Origin of the sequence: Streptomyces sp. NPDC014891, from assembly GCF_043081085.1 — a bacterium.
Classification (GTDB): Bacteria; Actinomycetota; Actinomycetes; order Streptomycetales; family Streptomycetaceae; genus Streptomyces.
This window is the reverse complement of sequence record NZ_JBIBWF010000003.1, coordinates 661,625-685,181: the sequence shown is the minus strand read 5'-3', so window position 1 is coordinate 685,181 and position 23,557 is coordinate 661,625. Positions and strand designations below refer to the sequence as shown.

Annotated in this window: 2 protein-coding genes; both read right to left on the bottom strand. The window is 74.5% G+C overall.

Annotation, left to right across the window (positions count from 1 at the left end; all coding sequences use genetic code 11):
- Nucleotides 1-157: 157 nt before the first annotated feature.
- Nucleotides 158-13,366: an amino acid adenylation domain-containing protein gene (locus ACF09E_RS11315; protein WP_392205024.1), complete on the bottom strand. Its 13,209-nt coding sequence runs from the start codon at nt 13,364-13,366 to the stop codon at nt 158-160.
- Between the two features lie 158 nt (nt 13,367-13,524).
- Entirely contained in the window at nt 13,525-23,103 is a 9,579-nt protein-coding gene (locus ACF09E_RS11310) for a type I polyketide synthase (RefSeq protein ID WP_392205023.1), read from the bottom strand.
- Nucleotides 23,104-23,557: the final 454 nt, after the last annotated feature.

The following is a 23,557-nucleotide window of genomic DNA, read 5'->3' as shown; positions in this document are numbered from 1 at the left end:
CCCTGGCGGGATCGCCGCCGCTCCGCCGCCGTATCGGGGCGGCCTGATCACTTCGCATACCGATCGTCCTCACGTCGTGGAACCGGTCCGTGGAACCCGAGGACCGGTCCGGGGCTGGTCGGCCGGGCCGCCGCGCGGGCGGCCCGGCAGGGTCGGTTCAGTGGGCGTCGAGGGCCCGGCGCAGCTCGTCCGCGAGGACGCGCAACCGCTCCCCGCGCATCACCGTGTAGTGGTCGCCGGGCACGTCGACGAGGGCGGCGTCACCGGGGAAGTACGCCATCCAGCGGGACGCCGTCTCGACGGACGCACCGCCGTCCGCCGCCCGCAGCGACAGCACCCGTCCGGCGAAGCCGCTGGGCGCGTACCGCAGCAGGGCCCGGTAGTTGCTCTGGAACCGGCCCACGATGGAGCTCAGCGTGTCGAGGTCGATGTCCTCCGACAGCGCCCCCGCCGCACGCGCCTCCGCGTGCAGCACCTCCACCGGCGGACGTCCGTCGAACGCCTCCGCCGGCAGCTCCCACGCCACCCCGGCCAGACCCGCCAGGTCCCGGGCGAACCAGGACAGCAGCACCTCGTCGGAGACCGGCGCGCCCTCGGCCGGCCCGGGCCGCTCCATCAGGTCGACCACGGCGAGCAGCTCGACCTCGGCACCCGCCGCGGTGAGCTGGGCCGCCATCTCCAGGGCGATCACCCCGCCCATGGACCAGCCGCCGAGCCGGTACGGGCCCTCGGGAAGCGCCTCACGGACGGCCGCGACGTAGTGGGCGGCCATCTCCTCGACGCTCGGCAGTTCCCGGTCCGGGAGCTGCAGCGCGTAGAACGGCTGGTCGTGGCCCAGGAGTTCGGCCAGCTCCGCGTAGCACAGCACGTCACCGCCGACCGGGTGGACGAAGACCAGCGGAGTCCGCCGGCCCGTGGTCCGCACCGGGACGAGCGCCCGCCGGCCCTCCTCGCCGCTGCCGGCCTCCCGGACCGCCTGCGCGAGCAGCTCGATCGTGGGCCGGGCGAACAGGCTGGACAGCGGCAGGCTGCGGCCCAGACCGCGGGCGATCCTGGCCATCAGCCGCACCGCGAGCAGCGAGTCCCCGCCGAGGTCGAAGAAGCTCGCGGTCACCCCTATCTCGGCCACCCCGAAGAACTCCGCCCAGATCTCGGCGAGCCGGCGCTCCACCTCGTCGCGGGGGGCGACGAAGCCGGCGCCCTCGACGGCGACCTCGTCGGGCGCGGGCAGCGCCGCCCGGTTCACCTTCCCGTTGTCGCTCAGCGGCAGCTCGTCCAGGACCAGGATCCGCTGCGGCACCAGGTGCTGCGGGACCACCTTGCGCAACGCGTCGGTGATCCGCTGCTCGGAGTCGTCCCGCCCCTCGTCGAGGACGACGTACGCGATCAGCCGCTTGGGACCGTGCTGCTCGCCCGCCGCGACCACCGCGGCCGCCCGCACGCCCTCGCACTGGGTCAGAGCGGCCTCCACCTCGCCCAGTTCGATCCGGTAGCCCTGGATCTTGACCTGGGAGTCCTGCCGGCCGAGGAACTCGATGGCGCCGTCCGGCAGGAAGCGCCCCAGGTCGCCGGTGCGGTAGAGCCGCTCACCGGTGACCGGGTGGTGCAGGAACGCGGCGGCGGTCTTCGCCTCGTCGTTCAGGTAGCCGCGGGCCAGGCCGACCCCGGCGATGTAGAGGTCGCCGGGGACCCACACCGGGCAGGGGCGCAGGGCGGCGTCCAGCACATGGAAGCGCTGGTTCCGCATGGCTTTGCCGTAGGGGATGCTCACGCAGTCCTCGGAGACCTCCCCGATCGGGTGCAGGATCGACCAGATCGATGCCTCGGTGGCGCCACCCAGGCTCCACAGCTCGGCGTCCTCCAGGAGCAGCCGGATCCGGCCCGGCAGCGTCACCGGGATCCAGTCCCCGCTCATCATGACCAGCCGCAGCGGCAGCCCGGAGAGCCGGTTCGCCAGGGCGTGCTCGGTGAACATCTCCATGAGCGCGGGCACGCTGTTCCAGATCGTCACCCCGTGCTCGGTGACGAGCTCCGCCCACCGCGCGGGCTCGCGGTGCGCGGACGGCTCCGGCAGGACGAGGGCGCCGCCCGCCGACAGCAGGCCGAAGACGTCGTAGACAGACAGGTCGAAATGCATCGCGGACAGTCCGAGGGCGCGGTCCGCCGCGGTGACCCGATAGCGCTCGTTGACGTCGACGATCGTGTTCAGGGCCGCGCCGTGCTCGATCATCACGCCCTTGGGCAGACCCGTGGATCCCGACGTGAAGATCACATAGGCGAGGTCCGTGGGCGCGGCGCCGGACGGCCCCAGCGGGTCCGCCCCACCGCCGCCGGCCGCCGCACCGGGCTCGTCGACCCGCACCACCGTCCTGGCCACGTCCCGCGGCCAGTCCGCGACCTCGTCCACCCACGGCTGGGTCACCACCTGCGCGATCCCGGCGCTGTCGAGCAGCACGTGCAGCCGCTCCGCGGGCACCCGGGCGTCGATCGGCACGTACGCCGCACCGGCCCGCAGGATGCCGAGGGCGGCCACGACCTGCTCCCAGCCCTTGTCCATGACGATCGCCACCAGGTCGCCGGGGCCGGCCCCCCGGTCCCGCAGCCGCCGTCCCACCTCGGCGGACCTGCGCTCCAGGTCCCCGTACGTCAGGGTCAGCGAGCCCGTGACGACCGCGGGCGCGTCGGGCGTCTCCGCCGCCCGGGCGAGCACCGCGTCGTGCAGCAGCCCGCCGGGCACCGGCCCGTCGGTGGCGTTGGCCTCGGCCCGTACCTCCAGGTCGGCGACCGGAGCGAGGGCCGGCCGGGGGCGCCGCCAGGCCGCCGGATCGCGGGACAGCTCGCGCAGCATCCGCTGGTACGCCGCGAACATCGCGTCGACGCAGCCCGCCGGGAACAGCTCCTCGATCACGTCCCAGTTCAGCAGCAGCTCACCGGCCTCCTCGACCGCCTGGTGGTCGAGCCACACCTGGGGGGTGCGGACCGAGCTGCTCACCTGCCGGCCGTTCTCACCGATCCCGGCGAGGTGCCGCACGACCCCGCCGCGCTCGCCGTCCTGCTGTCCCTCCATGTTCACCAGGCTGGTGAAGACGACCGGTGCGGCGGCCCGCACCGACGCGCCGCGGGCCCGGTTCAGCTCCCGGAGCACCTGCACACCGCTGACCTGGCTGTGCTCCATGTCGCTCCACAGCCGGCGCTGGACGTCCGCGGCCCGGGTGGCGAACGCGTCGGTCGCCGAGTCGCGGATCTCCAGCATCAGGGTCGTCGAGAACTGCCCGACGACGTCGCCGACCTGCGGGTGCAGCGGCAGCCGGTTGAAGTAGAGCAGGTTCAGGCAGAAGTCCGGCGTGGCACTCCACTCCGCGACGACCTGCGCGTACGCGGTGCACAGGGCCGCCGAGGGGCTGACCCCGGCCGCGGCCGCGTGCTGCTTGAACCGGTCCCAGTCCGCCCGCTCCAGCGTCGCGCCGCGGTGGGTGAACACCGGCCGCTCCAGGCTCGACGGACTCACGGCCAGCGGGAGCTGCGGAGCCGGCGGCAGCGTGTCGAGCCGGTCCCGCCAGTAGGCGAGGGCCCGGTCGTACTCGGGGCCGCTCTCCAGCGCCCGGGCCTCCCGCACGTAGTCCCGGTAGCGCAGACGCAGTTCGGGCAGCGTCTCACCGCGGTAGTGCGCGGCCCACTCCTTGAACAGGATCGACGTGCTGAACCCGTCGATGATCAGCGCGTCGAAGCCGGCGTGCAGCCGGATCACCCGCTCGTCGATCCGGGTCACCCGCACGTCGAACAGCGGCCAGCTCGCGGTGTCGAAGACCTGGTGCCGCATCTCCTCGTGGACCGCGACCAGTTCGGCCTCCCGCTCGGCCGGCTCCAGCGCGGAGGCGTCGGTCTCGCGGATCACATAGCCGGGGACCGTGCGCCGGATGCGCTGCTCGCCTTCGGCGGTGAAGACCGCCCGCAGCATGTCGTGCCGCTCGATCATCGCCCGGAAGGACGCGCCGAGCCGGTCCAGGTCCACGTTCTCCAGGTCGATCTCGATCTGGAAGTAGGTTGAGGTGTTGCCCAGTTCGAAGGCGTCGCCGCGACCCACGAGGTACGCCTGCTGGAGGTCCGTCAGGCCGAACGGCCGGTACCGCTCGGCGTCCTCGTCAGCGGGGGCGTCCGGTCCGACGGGACGCCCCGCCTCTTCCTCCGTGTCCTCCCGGACCCCGGCGTCGGCGCCGAGGGCGGTGAGGACGTCACCGGCGATGTCGTCGGTGCTGCGGCCGTCGAGGAACGCCGACATCGGCAGCAGGACCTCGAACTCCTTGTTCAGCGCGGTCCTGATCTTCATCGCGATCAGCGAGTCCAGGCCGAGCGCCTGCAGCGACTGCCGGGCGTCGAGCCGGGCCGCCGTCGTCCCGAGGGCCCGGGCGACGGTACGGACCACCAGGGCCCGCACCGCGTCGGGCGACCCCGCGGCCTCCGGCACCGGGGTGCCGACCGGCGCCGGAGCGGTGACGGTCTCGGCACGCGGCGGCGCCGCGGGCTCCGGGGCTGGTGCCCGCACGGCGGCGGGCGCCTGCCGCACCGCCGCGGCCGGGGCCGGCTCGGCCGCCGTCTCCGAACGGGCCGGCGCGGCGACGAACCGGACGCCGTCGGCCTCGGCCACCAGCCGGCCGTTCGCGGCGACGAGCCGGATGCGCGCCCGCGTACCGCCGTCGAACAGTTCGGCGTGACACCGGAGCCCGTCCTGGTGCCCGCCGCGGTCGTAGTGGACGAACCGTTCGAGGCCGGCCGGCACGAGGGCCGGGCCGTCCGCCGGGAAGCAGGCCAGGGCGGTCTGGAACATCGCGTCGACGAGCCCGGGGTGAAGTACGTACGGCTCCGTCTCGGCGGGCGATGCGGGACGGATCCCGGCGGTGGCCTCGCCCCGGCCGAGCGTGATCCGCTCCACCCAGCGCACGGCCGACCCCAGGTACAGGCCGCGCTGCCACAGCAGCCGGTACAGCTCCTCACCGGTCAGCTCGCGCCCCGACCCGCCGGCGGCGAGCGCCACCGCCGGCGCGGGGGCGGCACCCGAGCGGGCCGCGGCCCGCGCGTACAGCTGCCAGGCGCCGGACGCGTCCTGTGCGTGGTAGTCGAACCGGGTCCCGTTCACGACGAGTTGAGCCGCGCGCCCCGCACCGGCCGGCGCGAGCGCCAGATCGGCCGGGAGCTCCAGGTCCTCGACCGACACCGGGCCCGGTCCGGCGAGCTCGGTGACCGCCTCGATCAGCGACTCGACGAGCACGCCGGCACTGACCACCGGACGGCCGCCGACCACGAACTCGGCCAGGCAGGGATGCGCCGACGGGTCGAGTGCCGGGGCGAACTGCGCCTCGGCGAGCGGCGACGACGGCAGCCGCGTGCCCAGCAGGCTCCCCGCGGCGGCGTTCACCGCCGGCCCGGTAGCGGCGGTGCGCACCGAGGGGGCTTCCGGCCGGAGCCAGAAGTGCTGGTGCTGGAAGGGATACGGGGGGAGCGGCGTCGGGTGGGTGCGGTACGGGTGGAGGAGCGCGTGCCAGTCGACGGAGGCGCCGTGGGTCCATGCTTCGGCGGCGGCGTGGAGGAAGCGCTGGTGGGTGCCGTCGTTGCGGTGGAGGGTGCCGAGGGCGGTGCCCGTGCCGGTGCGGCCCTCGGCGAGGGTGTCGGCGATTCCCGAGGTGAGGACGGGGTGCGGGCTGACCTCGATGAAGAGGGTGCCGGGTGTGGTGAGCCCGTTCACCGTCTCGGAGAGGCGGACGGTGCTGCGGAGGTTCTGGAACCAGTAGTCGGCGGTGAGCCGGGTGGTGTCGAGCGCGCCCGCGGTCACCGTCGAGTGGAAGGCGACGGCGGCGGGGCGGGGGGTGATGTCCTGGAGCCGGGCGGTCAGGGTGCCCTGGATCTGGTCGACGTGGGGCGAGTGGGAGGCGTAGTCGACGGGGATGCGGCGGGCCCAGGTCCCGTCGGATTCGCAGCGCGCGAGGAGTTCGTCGAGGGCCCTGGTGCGTCCGGCGACGACGGTGGAGTGGGGGCCGTTCACGGCGGCGACGGTGAGGTCCGGCCGGTCGGTGAGGAGGTGCCGGGTCTCGTCCTCGGCGAGGTTGAGCCAGGCCATGCCGCCGTCTCCGGAGAGGGCGGTGAGGGCTTGGGAGCGGAGGGCGATGACGCGGGCGCCGTCGTCGAGGGTGAGGGCGCCGGCGACGACGGCGGCGGCGATCTCGCCCTGGGAGTGGCCGATGACGGCGGTGGGGTCGGTGCCGCAGGAGCGCCAGAGGGCGGCGAGGGCGATCATCATGGCCCAGGAGGCGGGTTGGACGACGTCGACCCGGTCGAGGCCGGGGGCGTCGGGGTGGTCGCGGAGGACGTCGGTGAGGGACCAGTCGACGTAGGGTGCGAGGGCGGTCTCGCAGTCGGCGATGGCCTGGGCGAAGACGGGTGAGGTGTCGAGGAGTCCGACCGCCATTCCGGCCCACTGCGATCCCTGCCCGGGGAACACGAACACCACGGGACCACCCGGAGTCCGGCCCGGCTTCGCACCGGTGACGGCCGCCGTGACCGGCTCGGCCTCGCCGGAGGCCAGTGCGTCGAGCCCGGCGAGGAGGCCGTCGAGGCCCTCGGCTCCCGGGACGACGGCGCGGGACTCGAAGGCGGAGCGCCGCGTGGCCAGGGAGAACGCCACATCGGCGGGCCGGATCCCGGGCCGGGCGCGTACGAACGCCGCGAGACGGCCCGCGGTCTCCGATAGCGCGTCGGCGGAGCGCGCCGACAGGACCCACGGCAGGCCGCCCTCGGGACGCTCGGTCGCCTCCTCGGCGGCCGGTTGGGTGGTGGGGGCTTCGGCGAGGATGACGTGGGCGTTGGTGCCGCTGATGCCGAAGGAGGAGACGCCGGCGCGGCGGACCCTGCCCTCGGTGGTGGGCCAGGGGCGGGGTTCGGTGAGGACCTCGACGCCGCCGGACTCCCAGTCGACGAGTTCGCTGGGCTTGCCGACGTGGAGCGAGGCCGGCACTTCGCCGTTTCGGAGGGCCATGACCATTTTGATGACGCCGCCGACGCCTGCGGCGGCTTGGGCGTGGCCGAGGTTGGATTTGAGGGAGCCGAGCATGAGGGGGTGGCTGGTGTCGCGCTGGCTGCCGTAGGTGGCGAGGAGTGCTTGGGCTTCGATGGGGTCGCCGAGGACGGTTCCGGTGCCGTGGGCTTCGACGGCGTCGACGTCGGTGAGGGTGATGCCGGCGTCGGTTGCCGCGGCGCGGATGACGCGTTCCTGTGCGGGGCCGCTGGGGGCGGTGAGTCCGTTGGAGGCGCCGTCCTGGTTGACGGCGGTCCCGGCGACGACGGCGAGGACGTCATGCCCCAGCCGACGCGCGTCGGAGAGTCGTTCGACGACGAGGACGCCGACACCCTCCGCCCACGCCGTGCCGTCGGCGTCCGCGGAGAACGACTTGCAGCGTCCGTCGGCCGCGAGGCCCCGCTGACGCGAGAACTCGATGAACGTGTGCGGCGTGGACATCACCGCGGCCCCGCCGGCGAGGGCGAGGGAGCACTCACCGGACCGCAGGGCACGCACCGCCAGGTGCAGGGCGACGAGCGACGACGAGCACGCGGTGTCCACCGTCAGGGCCTGACCCTGGAGACCCAGGGTGTAGGCCACCCGCCCCGAGGCGACACTGCCGGCCGTACCGGTCAGGAAGTGCCCCTCGGCCTCCTCGGGAAGCCGGCCGCCACCGCCGTAGTCGTGGTACATCACCCCGGCGAACACACCGGTGTCGCTGCCGTGCAGCGTGCCCGGCTCGATCCCCGCCCGCTCCAGGGCCTCCCACGACACCTCCAGGAGCAGACGCTGCTGCGGGTCCATCGCCAGCGCCTCGCGCGGCGAGATGCCGAAGAACGCCGGGTCGAACTCGCCCGCGTCATGCAGGAATCCGCCCTGCCGCACGTACGAGGTGCCCGCGTGGTCCGGGTCCGGGTGATAGAGCGCGTCGAGGTCCCAACCCCGGTCCGTCGGGAAGTCCGAGACGACGTCACGCTGCTCGGCGACGACCTGCCACAGGCCCTCCGGCGAGTCCACCCCGCCCGGGAAGCGGCAGCCCATCCCGACGATCACGATCGGATCGTCATCGGTCCGCGGGGCGGCCGCCGGTACGGGCTCCGGGGCGGCGCTCTCCGCACGCTCCCGCGCGAGGGCCAGCGTGAAGTCGACGACGGCGGACGGCGTCGGGTGGTCGAAGACGAGGGTGGCCGGAAGGCGCAGTCCCGTCGCCGAGTTGAGGCGGTTCCGCAGCTGGACGGCGAGCAGCGAGTCGACCCCGAAGCTCTTGAACGGCAGGTGGGGGTCTATCCCGTCCGCCGAGTCGCGGCCGACGACCGCGGCGAGCTGGGCGCCGACGAGGTCGAGCAGCAGACGGCGGCCCTCCTCCTCGGACAGCCGGCCGAGCTTCCGGCGCAGACCGGACTCGCCGGAGCGCCGCCGGGGGACCCGTACCAGCGCGCGCAGCACCGGGGAGAGGGTGCCGTCGAGGGCGTCGGACCGGAGGGCAGCCGGGTCCAGCCGGGCCGGCACGAGCATCGCCGAACCGTCGCCGAGCGCCCGGTCGAGGAGGGCGAGGCCCTGCTCGGTGGAGAGCGGGGCGATGCCGCGGGTCGAGAGGGTGCTCTCGTCCAGATGGCCGGTGAGTCCCGTGCGTTCGGCCCACAGGCCCCAGGCGAGCGAGGTCGCGGGGAGCCCGGCGGCCCGGCGGCGCGCGGCGAGGGCGTCGAGGAAGACGTTGCCGGCGGCGTAGTTGGCCTGGCCCGGATTCCCGAGGACGCCCGCCACCGAGGAGAAGAGGACGAACGCGGCGAGGTCCTGCTCCGCGGTGAGTTCGTCGAGGAGCGCCGCGGCGTCCACCTTGGGACGCAGCACGGCGGCGAGCCGGTCCGGGGTCAGCGACTCCACCACCCCGTCGTCGAGCAGGCCGGCGGTGTGGACGACGGCGGTGAGCCGCACGCCGTCGAGCAGCCGGGCGAGCGCCTCCCGGTCGGCGGTGTCGCAGGCGGCGAGGGTGACCTCGGCGCCCGCGGCGGTCAGTTCGGCGGCCAGTTCCGCGGCGCCCGGTGCGTCGGCGCCGCGGCGGCTGACCAGGAGGAGGCGGCGGGCACCGTGCTCGGCGACCAGATGGCGGGCGACCGAGGCGCCGAGGACGCCGGTTCCGCCGGTGACGAGCACGGAGCCGTCCGGGTCGAGCGGGACGGCGACCGGGGCGGCGGGGGCGTGACGGACGAGTCGCGGGGCGAGGAGCGTGCCGGCCCGCAGCGCGAGCTGCGGCTCGGCGAGGACCGCGCCGGGCACGTCGGCCGCGTCGTACGCGGACTCCGGGTCGGTGTCCAGCAGCGCGAAGCGGTCGGGGTGTTCGGACTGGGCCGTCCGGACCAGCCCCCATACGGTGGCCTGCGCGGGGTGCGTGACGTCGGGGCCGGCGGCGCCCTCGGTCAGCACCAGCAGCCGGGAGCCCGCGAAGCGGGCGTCGGCCAGCCAGCCCTGCACCAGGTCGAGTGCCCAGCCCGCCGCGCGGTGCGCGGCACCGGCGAGGCCGGCCCCCGTGCTGTCGGAGTCCTGCGGCGAGCCCGGACATCGTACGGCGACGATCTGCGGAACGGGATCCGGTACCTCGGCCAGCGCGGTGACCAGGCGGGCGTCGACGGGCGTCGCCGCGGCCGTCACCGGCTGCCACTCCAGGCGGAACAGCGCGTCGGCGCCGTGTCCTGCGGCCGGATCGGCGGTGAACGGCCGCATCGTGACCGACTCCGCGGAGAGCACCGGGCGGCCCGCGCCGTCGGTGACGCGCAGACTCACCCCTTCCTCGCCCCGGGGGGCGAGCCACACCCGCAGCGCGTCCGCGCCCTCGGCGAACCGGGTGACGCCGGACCAGGAGAAGGGCAGGACCGTGCCGCCGTCCTCGCGCAGCAGGCCGACGGCGTGCAGGGCCGCGTCGAGCAGGGCCGGGTGGACCCCGAAGGACGCGGCGTCGAGCTCGGCCGGCAGGGCCACCTCGGCGAAGACGTCGCGACCGGCGCGCCAGGCGGCGCGCAGGCCCTGGAAGGCGGGCCCGTAGTCGTAGCCCGCCTCCGCCAGGGTGTCGTAGCGGGTCTCGACGTCGATCTCGCGGGCGCCGGGAGGCGGCCACTCGGTGAGTTCGAACCCCGTCGCCTCGTCGTCGGTGTCGAGCAGGGCCGCGGCGTGCCGCGTCCAGGGGATCCCGGGGTCCGCGTCCTGCGCCCGGGAGTGCACGGCCAGCTCCCGCTGCCCGTCCGCGTTCGGCGGCTCGACGGTCACCCGGAGCTGCACGGCCTCGTCGGCCGCCAGCACCAGGGGTGTCTGCAGGGTCAGTTCGGAGAGCCGCCGCCATCCCATGCGGGAGCCTACGGCCATCGAGAGTTCCAGGAAGGCGGTGCCGGGCAGCAGCACCGTGCCGTGCACGGCGTGGTCGGCGAGCCACGGCTGGGTGTCGAGGCCGAGCCGCCCCGTGTACACCAGCCGGTCCTCCTCGACGAGCTCGACCACCGCGCCGAGCAGCGGGTGCCCGGCCGGGTTCAGACCGAGCCCGCGGGCGTCCGTCGCGGCCGGTTCGGGCTGGAGCCAGTAGCGCTGGTGCTGGAAGGGGTACGGGGGGAGCGCGACGGTCCGGGCCCGGTAGGGCCGCAGGAGCGAGGGCCAGTCGACGGCGGCGCCGTGGGTCCACGCCTCGGCGGCCGAGTGGACGAACCGTTCGAGACCGCCGGCGTTGCGGTGGAGCGTGCCGACGGCGGCTCCGGCGTCGCCGAGGGTCTCGGTGATGCCGGAGACGAGGACGGGGTGGGCGCTGACCTCGATGAAGACGACGTCGGGAGCGGCCATTCGGGCGACGACCTCGGCGAGGCGGACCTTGCTGCGCAGGTTGCGGAACCAGTAGGCGGCGTCGAGTCCGGCGGTGTCGAGGACACCGCCGGTCACGGTGGAGTGGAAGGCCACGGAGCCCGATCGCGGGGCGACGCCCTTGAGTTCGTCGGCGAGGACGTCCCGGATCTCGTCGACGTGGGGCGAGTGGGAGGCGTAGTCGACGGGGATGCGGCGGGCCCAGGTCCCGTCGGATTCGCAGCGCGCGAGGAGTTCGTCGAGGGCTTCCGGCCGGCCGGCGACGACGGTGGAGGAGGGGCCGTTGACGGCGGCGACGGAGAGCTGTCCCTGCCAGGCGGTGAGGATGTCCTCGGCCTGGGCCTCGGGGACGCCCAGCCAGGCCATGCCGCCGCCTCCGGAGAGGGCGGTGAGGGCTTGGGAGCGGAGGGCGATGACGCGGGCGCCGTCGTCGAGGGTGAGGGCGCCGGCGACGACGGCGGCGGCGATCTCGCCCTGGGAGTGGCCGATGACGGCGGTGGGGTCGGTGCCGCAGGAGCGCCAGAGGGCGGCGAGGGCGATCATCATGGCCCAGGAGGCGGGTTGGACGACGTCGACCCGGTCGAGGCCGGGGGCGTCGGGGTGGTCGCGGAGGACGTCGGTGAGGGACCAGTCGACGTAGGGTGCGAGGGCGGTCTCGCAGTCGGCGATGGCCTGGGCGAAGACGGGTGAGGTGTCGAGGAGTCCGACCGCCATGCCGGCCCACTGCGATCCCTGCCCGGGGAACACGAACACGGCTCGCGACGCGGACACGCCGTTCTCGCCGTCGACCTCGCGCGAGGCGAGCGCGTCGAGACCGGCGAGGAGCCCGTCCCTGCCCTCGGCTCCGGGGATCACGGCCCGGGACTCGAAGGCGGACCGCTTGGCGGCCAGCGAGAACGCCACATCGGCCGGGCTGAGCCCGGGCCGTGCCCGGACGTACGCGGCCAGCCGGCCCGCGGCCTCGGCCAGCGCCTCACCCGAGCGCGCCGACAACGTCCACGGCAGGGTCGAGCCCTCCAGCCCGTCCAGCCCGCCCTCGGGACGCTCGGTCGCCTCCTCGGCTGCCGGTTGGGTGGTGGGGGCTTCGGCGAGGATGACGTGGGCGTTGGTGCCGCTGATGCCGAAGGAGGAGACGCCGGCGCGGCGGACCTTGTCTTGGGTGGTGGGCCAGGGTCGGGGTTCGGTGAGGACCTCGACGCCGCCGGTTTCCCAGTCGACGAGTTCGCTGGGCTTGCTGACGTTGAGGGTGGCGGGGAGTTGGCCGTGTTGGAGGGCCATGACCATTTTGATGACGCCGCCGACGCCTGCGGCGGCTTGGGCGTGGCCGAGGTTGGATTTGAGGGAGCCGAGCATGAGGGGTCGGCCGTCTGCGCGGGTGCTGCCGTAGGTGGCGAGGAGTGCTTGGGCTTCGATGGGGTCGCCGAGGACGGTTCCGGTGCCGTGGGCTTCGACGGCGTCGACGTCGGTGAGGGTGATGCCGGCGTCGGTTGCTGCGGCGCGGATGACGCGTTCTTGGGCGGGGCCGCTGGGGGCGGTGAGTCCGTTGGAGGCGCCGTCCTGGTTGACGGCGGTCCCGGCGACGACGGCGAGGACGTCGTGTCCGAGTCGACGGGCGTCGGAGAGTCGTTCGACGACGAGGACGCCGACACCCTCCGCCCACGCCGTGCCGTCGGCGTCCGCGGAGAAGGATTTGCAGCGTCCGTCGGTGGCGAGGCCGCGTTGGCGGGAGAACTCGATGAAGATGCCGGGGGTGGACATGATGGTGACGCCGCCGGCGAGGGCGAGGGTGCATTCGCCGGAGCGGAGGGCTTGGACGGCGAGGTGGAGGGCGACGAGTGAGGAGGAGCAGGCGGTGTCGACGGTGAGGGCGGGGCCTTGGAGGCCGAGGGTGTAGGCGACGCGGCCGGAGGCGACACTCGATGTGGTGCCGGTCAGTCCGAATCCGGCCGCACCCGCCGCCGCCTCACCCAACCGCGGACCGTACTCCTGGGCGATCGCACCCAGGAACACCCCCGTGTCGCTGCCGTGGAGCGTGCCGGGCGCGATCCCCGCCCGCTCCAGGGCCTCCCACGACACCTCCAGGAGCAGGCGCTGCTGCGGGTCCATCGCCAGCGCCTCACGCGGGGCGATCCCGAAGAACGCCGGATCGAACTCCGCGGCCCCGCTCAGGAACCCGCCGTCGCGCACGTAGGACGTACCGGAGTGGTCCGGGTCCGGGTGGTAGAGCGCGTCCAGGTCCCAGCCCCGGTCCGTCGGCAGCCCGGAGATCACGTCGCGCTGCTCGGCGACGACCTGCCACAGGCCCTCGGGCGAGTCCACCCCGCCCGGGAAGCGGCAGCCCATACCGACGATCACGATCGGGTCGTTGGCGCCGGCCTCCAGCTCGCGGACCCGCTGACGGGACTGGTGGAGGTCGACGGTGAGGCGCTTGAGGTACTCGACGAGTTTGTCGTTGTCCGTGGTTGTCATGGCGAAGATGCCCCCGTAGGCGTCGTGAAGCTGTGCGTGTGCGCGGTCCGGGCGCGGCAGGCCCCGGGACGTGCCGGGGCGTGCCGCGCGCGGCGGACAGGAAGGGCGGACCGGGGTCCGGTCCGTGCGGAGCGCAGATGGAGTCGTGGTGGGAGGGGGAGTGGCGGTCAGAGTTCGGAGTCGATGAACGCGAGGAGCTCGTCGACCGAGGCCGACTCGACCCGCGCGGCCAGATCCTGTTCGGCGGACCGGGTCCGCTGGGCCGGGACGCGGGCGACCAGGGCCTGGAGCCGCTGGACGATCTCGTCCCGGACGTCGTCCCGGGTGTCCACCGGCAGATCGGCCAGGGCCGCTTCGAGACCGTCGAGTGCGACCAGACCCGGCACGGCGTCCGGATCGGCCGAGCTGACGGGGTCCGGTTCGGCCGGGGCGAGTTCGGTGAGCAGCCGGGCCACGACGGCCGTCGGCGTGGGGTGGTTGAAGAGGAAGGTGGCGGGCAGCCGCAGATCGGCGCTGGTCTGCAGCCTGTTGCGCAGCTCCACGAGCGTCAGCGAGTCGCAGCCCAGGTCCTTGAAGGACCGGTCGGCGGGAATGCCGGACGCGGAGGAGCGGCCGAGCACCGCGGCGGTCTGCGCCCGGACGAGGTCCAGGAGCAGTTCCTCCCGCTCGGCCCGCCCCAGGGGGGAGAGCCGGTCGCGGAGGGTCGCGGTCGTGGGGGCCGGGGCGGCGGCCGCCGCCCCGGAGGGGCGCGGCGCGGTCGGCGCCAGGTCCCGCAGCACGGCCGGCAGCCGGTCGCCCAGCGTGCCGAGGGCGGCCCGGTCGAGCGGAGCGGGTACGAGCACGGCGGCGTCCAGGCGCAGTGCCGCGTCCAGCAGGGCCAGACCCTCGGTCCGGTCGATGGGAGCGAGCCCCGTGCGGGCGAGCCGGCGCCGGTCGGCCTCGGACAGCGAGCCCGCCATGCCGGCGGCTCCCGGTCGTCCCGCGGTGTCCGCCCACATGCCCCAGGCCAGGGACAGTGCGGGAAGGCGCCGGGCCCTGCGGTACTGGGCCAGGGCGTCGAGGTAGGTGTTGGCCGCGGCGTAGTTGCCCTGGCCGGCGCCTCCGAGGACCCCCATGACGGAGGAGAAGAGGACGAAGGCCGCGAGGTCCTGGTCCGCGGTCAGCTCGTGCAGGTTCCGGGCCGCGGTCGCCTTCGCCGCGAGGACGGTGTCCAGACGGTCCGGGGTGAGTGCGGTGATCACCCCGTCGTCGAGCACGCCCGCCGCGTGGACGACGGCGGTGAGCCGCACGCCGTCGAGGAGGCGCGCGAGCGCCTCGCGGTCGGCGGTGTCGCAGGCGGCGAGGGTGACGTCGGCACCCGCGGCGGTGAGCTCGGCGGCCAGCTCCAGGGCGTCCGGCGCGTCGGGCCCGCGGCGGCTGACCAGGAGCAGGCGTCGGGCACCGTGCTCGGCGACCAGGTGCCGGGCGACGAGCCCGCCCAGCGCGCCGGTGGCGCCGGTGACGAGGACGGTGCCGTCCGGGTCGAGGGCCGGGGGCAGGGTGAGGACCACCTTGCCGATGTGCCGTGCCTGGCTGACGTGGCGGAACGCCTCCGGGGCCCGGCGGACGTCCCAGGTGCTCAGCGGAAGCGGCGTGAGCGCGCCCGACGACAGCAGCGCGAGGACGTCCGTGAGGAGGGCGGCGATGCGGTCGGTCGTCTCCTGCAGCAGGTCGAAGAAGCCGTAGGCCACGCCCGGGTGATCGGCGGCGACTCGCGCCGGATCGCGCAGGTCGGTCTTGCCCATCTCCACGAAGCGGCCGCCGCCGGGCAGCAGCCGCAGGGAGGCGTCGACGAACTCGCCGGCGAGCGAGTTCAGTACGACGTCCATGCCGCGGCCCCCGGTGGCCGCGGCGAACGCGGGCTCGAAGTCCAGGGTGCGGGACGACGCCAGGTGGGCGCCCTCCAGGCCCAGCGGCCGCAGGGCGTCCCACTTGCCGGGCCCCGCCGTGCCGTACACCTCCGCCCCGAGGTGCCGGGCGAGCTGGACGGCGGCCATCCCGACGCCGCCCGCGGCGGCGTGGATCAGGACGCGCTCGCCCGCGGACAGCCCGGCGAGGTCCACCAGGGCGTGGTAGGCGGTGAGGAACACGATGGGCGCGGACGCCGCCTGCGCGAACGTCCAGTCGGCGGGCATGGCGGCGACCCGCCGGTGGTCGGCGACGGCGACCGGGCCGAACGCCCCGGAGAACAGGCCCATGACCCGGTCGCCGACGCCGAGGGCGGTGACACCGGGGCCGACCTCGGTGACCACGCCGGCCCCTTCGAGGCCGAGCAGACCGGGGTCGCCGGGGTAGAGGCCGAGCGTGTTCAGGACGTCGCGGAAGTTGACGCCGGCGGCGCGCACGGCGATGCGCACCTCGCCGTCGGCCAGCGGGGCCCGCGCCTCCGGGCAGGGTTCGAGCGCCAGGTGGTCCAGGGTCCCGCGCTCACGGACCCCGAGCCGCCAGGCGGTGCCCCCGGCCGGGGGCACCAGCGCGCCGCCCGCCGTCGCCCGGCCCAGCATCGGCACCAGCGACTCGCCCTCGCGCACGGCGAGTTGCGGCTCGCCCGCCACGAGCGGCAGTGCGGTACGGCAGTCCGCGAGCGACTCCACGTCGAGGAGTCCGACGCGTCCGGGGTTCTCGGTCTGCGCCGAGCGGGCCAGACCCCACACGGAGGCGGCGTCGGGGTCCACGTCGGCGTCCGCCGTCGTGGCCACGGCGGACCGGGTGACGAGCACCAGCCGGGAGTCCCCGAGGCGGTCGTCGGACAGCCACTCCCGGAGCAGGGCCAGTGCCCGGTGCACGACGGTCGGCGGGCCGAGGGGGGCGTCTCCGGCGCCCGCGTCGTCACCGCGGGCGCCGAGGCCGGTGAGCGGCGCGAGGACCACCGCGGGAGCGGGAAGCCCCTCGTCGATGGCCCGGCCGAGGGCCGCGAGATCGGCGTACGGCGCGCCGGCGCCCAGGTCCGCGGAGCCGAGGGCGACGGCCGACGGGACCGCTCCGGGGTCCGCCGCGGCCGGGACCCAGTCCAGCCGGAGCAGGGACCGCGGTACGGCCACCTCGTCGCCGACCGGGCGCAGCACGAGCTCCCCCACCTCGGCGACCACCGCGCGGGACTCGTCGAACAGGGTCAGCGACACCGCGTCCGGTCCGGTGGCGGTGATCACGGCGCGGGCGGCGCGGACGCCGGGCCGGCGCACGGTCACGCCGTGCCAGGAGAACGGCAGCAGACGGCGGTTGCCGTCGTCGAGGGCCGTCATGACGATCGGGTGCAGGGCCGCGTCGAGCAGTGCCGGGTGCAGTCCGTACGACGCGGCGTCGGTCACCGACGGCGGCAGCGCGACCTCGGCGACGAGGTCCTCGCCCTGCCGCCACGCGGCGCGCAGGCCCTGGAAGACCGGCCCGTAGGCGTACCCGGCGGCGGCCAGCTCGTCGTAGCACCCGTCGACGGCCGGAGGCTCGCCCTCGCCGGGGTACGGGACCGCCGCGGTCGCGTCGGCGGGGTCGTGCGGGGCGAGCACGCCGGTGGCGTGCAGGGCCCACGGCTCGACCGCGCCGTCCGGCGTCTCGGCGCGGGCGTGCACGGTGACCGCCCGCTGCCCGTCCGCGTCGGGCGCGGCCACGACGACCTGCGCCTCGATGCGGCCCTCCTCGGGCACGACCAGCGGGGCCAGCAGGGTCAGTTCGGCGACCCGTGGCGTCCCGGTGGCCGAGCCCGCGCGGCCGGCGAGTTCGAGGAACGCGGTGCCGGGCAGCAGGACCGCACCGAGGACCGCGTGGTCGGCGAGCCAGGGGTGGGTGCGGCGGCCCAGCCGGGCGGTCAGCACGACCTGCCCGGACGCGGCGAGTTCGACGGCGGGGCCGAGCAGCGGGTGACCGGCCGCCCCCTCGGCGCCGCCCGCGGTCAGCCAGTACCGCTCCCGCTGGAAGGCGTACGTGGGCAGGCCGGGCGTGGGCCCCGGGCCGAACACGGCGTTCCAGTCCGGGCCGCGCCCGCGGACGTGCAGGGTGCCGAGCGCGGCCGCCAGGGTGCGGTCCTCGGCCCGGCCGCGGCGCAGCACGGGCACGAACGCGAGCGCGTCGTCGTCCAGGCAGTCCCCGCCCAGGCCCGACAGCACGCCGTCCGGGCCGAGTTCGAGGAAGGTCCGCATCCCGAGGCCGTGCAGCGCCGCGAGCCCGTCTGACATCCGCACTTCCCGGCGGACCTGCCGCACCCAGTAGTCGGCGGTGACCTCGACGGGGGCGCCGGTGACGGTGGACACCATGGTGATGCGGGGCTCCGCGTAGGCGACGCCGGCGGTGACGGCCGCGAACGCGTCGAGCATCCCGTCCATGCGGTGCGAGTGGAAGGCGTGGCTGACGACGAGCCGGCGCGTCTTGCGGCCCGCCGCGGCGAACGCCTCGGCGACCTGCTCGACCGCCTCGACGTCACCGGAGACGACGACGGCCAGGGGGCCGTTGACGGCGGCGACGCTCAGCTCGTGCCCGCGGCCTTCGAGCAGCGGGAGCACCTCCTCCTGCGAGGCCTGCACGGCCAGCATGGCGCCGCCGGCCGGCAGCGCCTGCATGAGACGACCGCGCGCGGCGACGAGGGTGCAGGCGTCCGGCAGGGTGAGGATCCCGGCGACGTGGGCGGCGGCGAACTCGCCGATGGAGTGGCCCAGGACGGCGTCCGGGGCCAGGCCACGGTGTTCGAGCAGCCGGAACAGCGCCACCTGGAGGGCGAAGAGCGCGCACTGCGTGTTCTCGGTCCGGTTCAGCGCCTCGGCGTCGCCGAACATCACGTCGCGGATCGGCGATGTCCCGGGCAACGCGTCGCGGCGCGCGTCGAGTTCCGCGCACACCTCGTCGAGGGCTGCGGCGAAGACCGGCTCGCTCGCGTACAACTCGCTTCCCATGCCGACGCGCTGGCTGCCCTGACCGGTGAACAGGTAGGCGAGCCCGTCGTCGGGGCGGGCCGTGCCGAGGGCCAGGGCGGAGTGCGTCCCGCCGCGGCCGAGCGCGGCTAGCGCCTCGACGGCCTCGGAACGGTCCTCGGCGGTGACGGCCGCCCGGTGCTCAAGCGCCGTACGGGTGGTGGCCAGGGAGCGGCCCAGGTCGCGGACCGCCACCTCGTCGCGGGCGCCCAGCGCGTCGGCGAGCGCGGTGGCCTGGGCGCGCAGCGCCGCCTCGGTCCGGCCGGACAGGACCCACAGGGGCGAGCCGTCGTTCCCGGACTCGACTCCGGACACAGCGGCCGGTTGGGTGGTGGGGGCTTCGGCGAGGATGACGTGGGCGTTGGTGCCGCTGATGCCGAAGGAGGAGATGCCGGCGCGGCGGACCTTGTCTTGGGTGGTGGGCCAGGGTCGGGGTGTGGTGAGGACTTCGACGCCGCCGGTTTCCCAGTCGACGAGTTCGCTGGGCTTGCTGACGTTGAGGGTGGCGGGGAGTTGGCCGTGTTGGAGGGCCATGACCATTTTGATGACGCCGCCGACGCCTGCGGCGGCTTGGGCGTGGCCGAGGTTGGATTTGAGGGAGCCGAGCATGAGGGGTCGGCCGTTTTCGCGGGTGCTGCCGTAGGTGGCGAGGAGTGCTTGGGCTTCGATGGGGTCGCCGAGGACGGTTCCGGTGCCGTGGGCTTCGACGGCGTCGACGTCGGTGAGGGTGATGCCGGCGTCGGTTGCTGCGGCGCGGATGACGCGTTCTTGGGCGGGGCCGCTGGGGGCGGTGAGTCCGTTGGAGGCGCCGTCCTGGTTGACGGCGGTCCCGGCGACGACGGCGAGGACGTCGTGTCCGAGTCGGCGGGCGTCGGAGAGTCGTTCGACGACGAGGACGCCGACGCCTTCGGCCCAGGCGGTGCCGTCGGCGTCCGCGGAGAAGGACTTGCAGCGTCCGTCGGTGGCGAGGCCGCGTTGGCGGGAGAACTCGATGAAGATGCCGGGGGTGGACATGATGGTGACGCCGCCGGCGAGGGCGAGGGTGCATTCGCCGGAGCGGAGGGCTTGGACGGCGAGGTGGAGGGCGACGAGGGAGGAGGAGCAGGCGGTGTCGACGGTGAGTGCGGGGCCTTGGAGGCCGAGGGTGTAGGCGACGCGGCCGGAGGCGACGCTCGATGTGGTGCCGGTCAGTCCGAATCCGGCCGTACCCGCCGCCGCCTCACCCAACCGCGGACCGTACTCCTGCGCCATGACACCGGCGAACACGCCCGCCTGTGTGCCGCGCAGGGAGTCCGGGGCGATTCCCGCCCGCTCCAGGGCCTCCCAGCAGGTCTCCAGGAAGGCGCGCTGCTGCGGGTCCATCGCCAGCGCCTCACGAGGGGAGATCCCGAACAGCTCGGCGTCGAACTCCGCCGCCCCCGCCAGGAACCCGCCGTCGCGGACATACGTGGTGCCCACATGCGCCGGGTCGGGATGGTAGAGCCCGTCGAGGTCCCAGCCCCGGTCCGTCGGGAAGCCCGAGACGACGTCGCGCTGCTCGGCGACGACCTGCCACAGGCCCTCGGGCGAGTCCACCCCACCGGGGAAGCGGCAGCCCATCCCGACGATCACGATCGGATCGTCGTCCCGGCCCGCGCGGTCCTCGGGGGCCGCGGTGTCGTGCCCGCCCCCGGCCAGCAGGGCGGCCAGGGCGGCGGGGCTGGGGTGGTCGTAGACCACGGTGGCGGGGAGTCTGCGGCCGGTGGCGGCGACGAGGCGGTTGCGCAGCTCGACGACGGTCACCGAGTCGATGCCCAGTTCCTTGAACGTCCGCCGCGGTTCGATCTCGGCGGGCGAGTCGTAGCGGAGCACGGCGGCGGTGTGCGCCCGGACCAGCTCCAGGGCGGCGGGCCCGGTCAGCGTGCGGGCCGGTTCGCCGTCGGAGGCGTCCGGCGTCTCCCCGGCGGCCTCCGGCAGGGGCACGCCCGCCGAGTGTGCCGGCGCGGTGCCCGCCGACGGCGGACCGAGCGGATCGGACTCGGCCGTGATCCAGTGGCGCCGCCGCTGGAAGGCGTACGTCGGCAGCTCGGCACGGGTGGCGCCGGCGGGCAGGACGGCGGACCAGTCCACGTCCGCGCCGTGGCAGAACGCCTCGCCGAACGCCGACAGGAGCCGCTGCCGGCCGCCCTCGTCGCGGCGCAGGGTGCCGAGCGCGGCGACCGGCAGGTCGGCGGCCTCCGCCGTCTGCTGGACGGCGAGTGCGAGCACGGGGTGCGGGCTCATCTCGATGAACAGCTCGTGCCCCGCGGCGAGCAGTCCCCGCACGGCGGGCTCGAACCGCACGGTCTCCCGCAGGTTCCGGTACCAGTAGTCGACGTCCAGCTCGGACCCGTCGAGGACCGTGGCGGTCACCGTCGAGTGCAGCGGTACGACTCCGGTACGCGGTGCGATGCCGGCCAGCTCGGCCGGCAGGGTGTCGCGCACGGCGTCGACGTGCGGGCTGTGCGAGGCGTAGGCGACCGGGACGCGCCGGGTACGGACGTCCTCGCCGTACCGGGCGGCCAGGGAGTCCAGGTCGGCACCGTCGCCGGCGACCACGGTCATGCCGGGGGAGTTGACGGCGGCGACGCTCAACCCCGGATGTGACACGAGGTCTTCGCGCACCCGGTCGGCGGGCAGCGAGACGGTCAGCATGCCGCCGCCGCGTCCGGCCAGCGCGCCGAGCGCCGCGCTCCGCACGGCGACCAGGCGGGCCGCGTCGTCGAGGGTGAGGGCGCCGCTGACGGTGGCCGCCGCGATCTCGCCCTGCGAGTGGCCGACGACCGCGGCCGGTTCGACCCCCGCCGCCCGCCACAGCGCGGCCAGCGCGACCATCACCGCCCAGAGGGCCGGCTGGACGACGTCGTCGCGGTCGAGTGCGGGTGCGCCGGGGCGTCCGCGCAGCACATCGGTGAGCGACCAGTCGCGGTACGGGCTCAGCGCCCGCTCGCAGTCCTCGACGACCCGGGCGAAGACGGGTGCGGTGTCGAGGAGTTCGGCGGCCATGCCCGCCCACTGCGAGCCCTGGCCGGGGAAGACGAACACGGCCCGGCGGACGGCCTCGTGGCTGCTTCCGGCCACCGCCCCGCGGTGCACACCCGCGTCGGCGACCGCGTCCACGGCGGCCAGGAGTTCGTCGCGGCCGGATCCGACCAGGACGGCCCGGTGGCCGAAGACGGTGCGGTGGTGCGCGAGGGAACGGGCGATATCGGCCGCGCCGAGATCGGGGTGTCCGGCGAGAAAGACGCGTAAGCGGTCCGCCTGTGCCCGGAGGGCCTTGTCGGTACGTCCGGAAAGGACCCAGGCGAGCGGCTGTGAAGGCCCGGAAGAATCGGAACCGGCCGGGGAGTTCGGCTGTTGTGGCGCGATACCGACGGTTGCCGCGTCGTTCTCCGGCCGCGATCCGAGCACCAGGTGGCAGTTGGTCCCGCCCATTCCGATGGAGGTCACACCGGCGATCAGAGGTCCGTCGGGATGCGGCCAGGGGCCGGTTTCCGTCGCGGCGGCGATCCGGAGATCGGCGAAAGGGATCTGCGGGTGGGGCGTCTCGAAGTTGAGGGTCGGGACGAGCTCCCGCGCGGAGAGGCAGAGAATCGTCTTGACGAGGCCCGCGATACCCGATGCGCCTTCGAGGTGACCGATATTGGTCTTGACGGACCCGAGCCTGAGAGGATTCTCCGGAGAGCGGGAGGAGGCGAAAACGGCGCCCAGAGCAGCTGCTTCGATGGGGTCGCCGACCCGTGTGCCCGATCCGTGTATTTCTACGTACTGTGCTTGTTCCAAGGGTATTCGCGCATTGTCCCAGGCATCGCGTATCACGCTTTCCTGGGCTTTTCCGTTGGGAGTGGGGAGAGTGTCGCTCGCGCCGTCGCTGCCGACGGCGCCGCCGTGCAGCACGCAGTGGATGCGATCCCCGTCGGCCAGGGCCCGGCTGAGGAGTTTCAGTGCCACCACCCCGCCGCCCTCGCCCCGCACGTACCCGTTCGCCCGGGCGTCCAAGGTGTGACATCGCCCGTCGGGCGAGAGGCTGCCGAAGGCGGCCAGGGCGTGGGTGCTCTCCGGTGCGAGGTTGAGGTTGACGCCGCCGGCGAGTGCCACGACGGACTCGCCGCGGCGCAGACTCTCGCAGGCCAGATGCACTGCGACCAGCGCGGACGACTGCGCGGTGTCGACGACCATGCTCGGTCCGCGGAGCCCCAGGACGTACGAGACCCGGTTGGCGATGATGCCCCGGTGGAGTCCCGTCACGGTGTGCGCCGAGGTGGCGGAGGGGCCGGCGGCGTGGGTCACGGCCGTGTAGTCGTCGGCGATCGCGCCCATGAAGACGCCGGTGGCGGTGTCGGCGAGATCGGCCGGGACGATGCCGGAGTCCTCCAGGGCCTCCCAGGCCAGTTCGAGGACGAGGCGCTGCTGCGGGTCCATCGCGGCCGCTTCACGCGGAGAAATACCGAAGAAATCCGCATCGAACGCATCCACCCGGGGCAGAAATCCACCGGGGCGCGGGGACCCGTCGCCGAGGGAGGCGAGATGTGCGCGATCGGCGGGCGGCGCGGCAATGGCATCGCGGCCGTTCCTGAGGAGGTCCCAGAATTCGGCGGGGTTCGCCCCGCCGGGAAAGCGGCAGGAAAGTCCGACGACGGCGACCGTCCGGTCGTCGCTCCCGCCCGGCACCTGCTGCGACGGTCTTTCCTGGACCGTCGGCTCCTGGTTCTCCGCCGCACCGCCGGAAGATCCTCGTGCCGCGCTGTGTGATGGCGTTGCTGCCGCCTGAATTTGGGCATGGCGGATCATGATGTTGTTGCTCCCCCCGTGAAGCACGATCAACGGCACGGCCGACTCGGCGGCCCAGCCTGACTCAATCTCAATTCGGACCCTAGCATCGAGTCGGCGCTCCGTAAACCAATGGCCAGGGCGCGGGAGTTGGTTCAGGAATCAATATGCCGGTAATCGGGGGGAGCGGCATCGGGGGCCTGTGTCGCGTACCTGCCGGGTTAACCGATGGGAAACATCCCGTACGAGCGCAGCACGGTGCTTTCCCTCCCCGGAAGAAGTGTGCCGACGGGGAACGGCGGGCATTCCGGCGCCCTGTGACGCCCCGGCCCGGCGCTCTCGCCCCGGTCATTCGGCAAGGGCGAGAATCAGCCGGACCCGGCGTCCGGAAGACCTGGCTCCCCGACCGCGGGGAAGCCGTCGGGTGGCGGCGCGCGCCACCCGTCCACCGGTCCTCGGGCCTGCCGTGGACCGC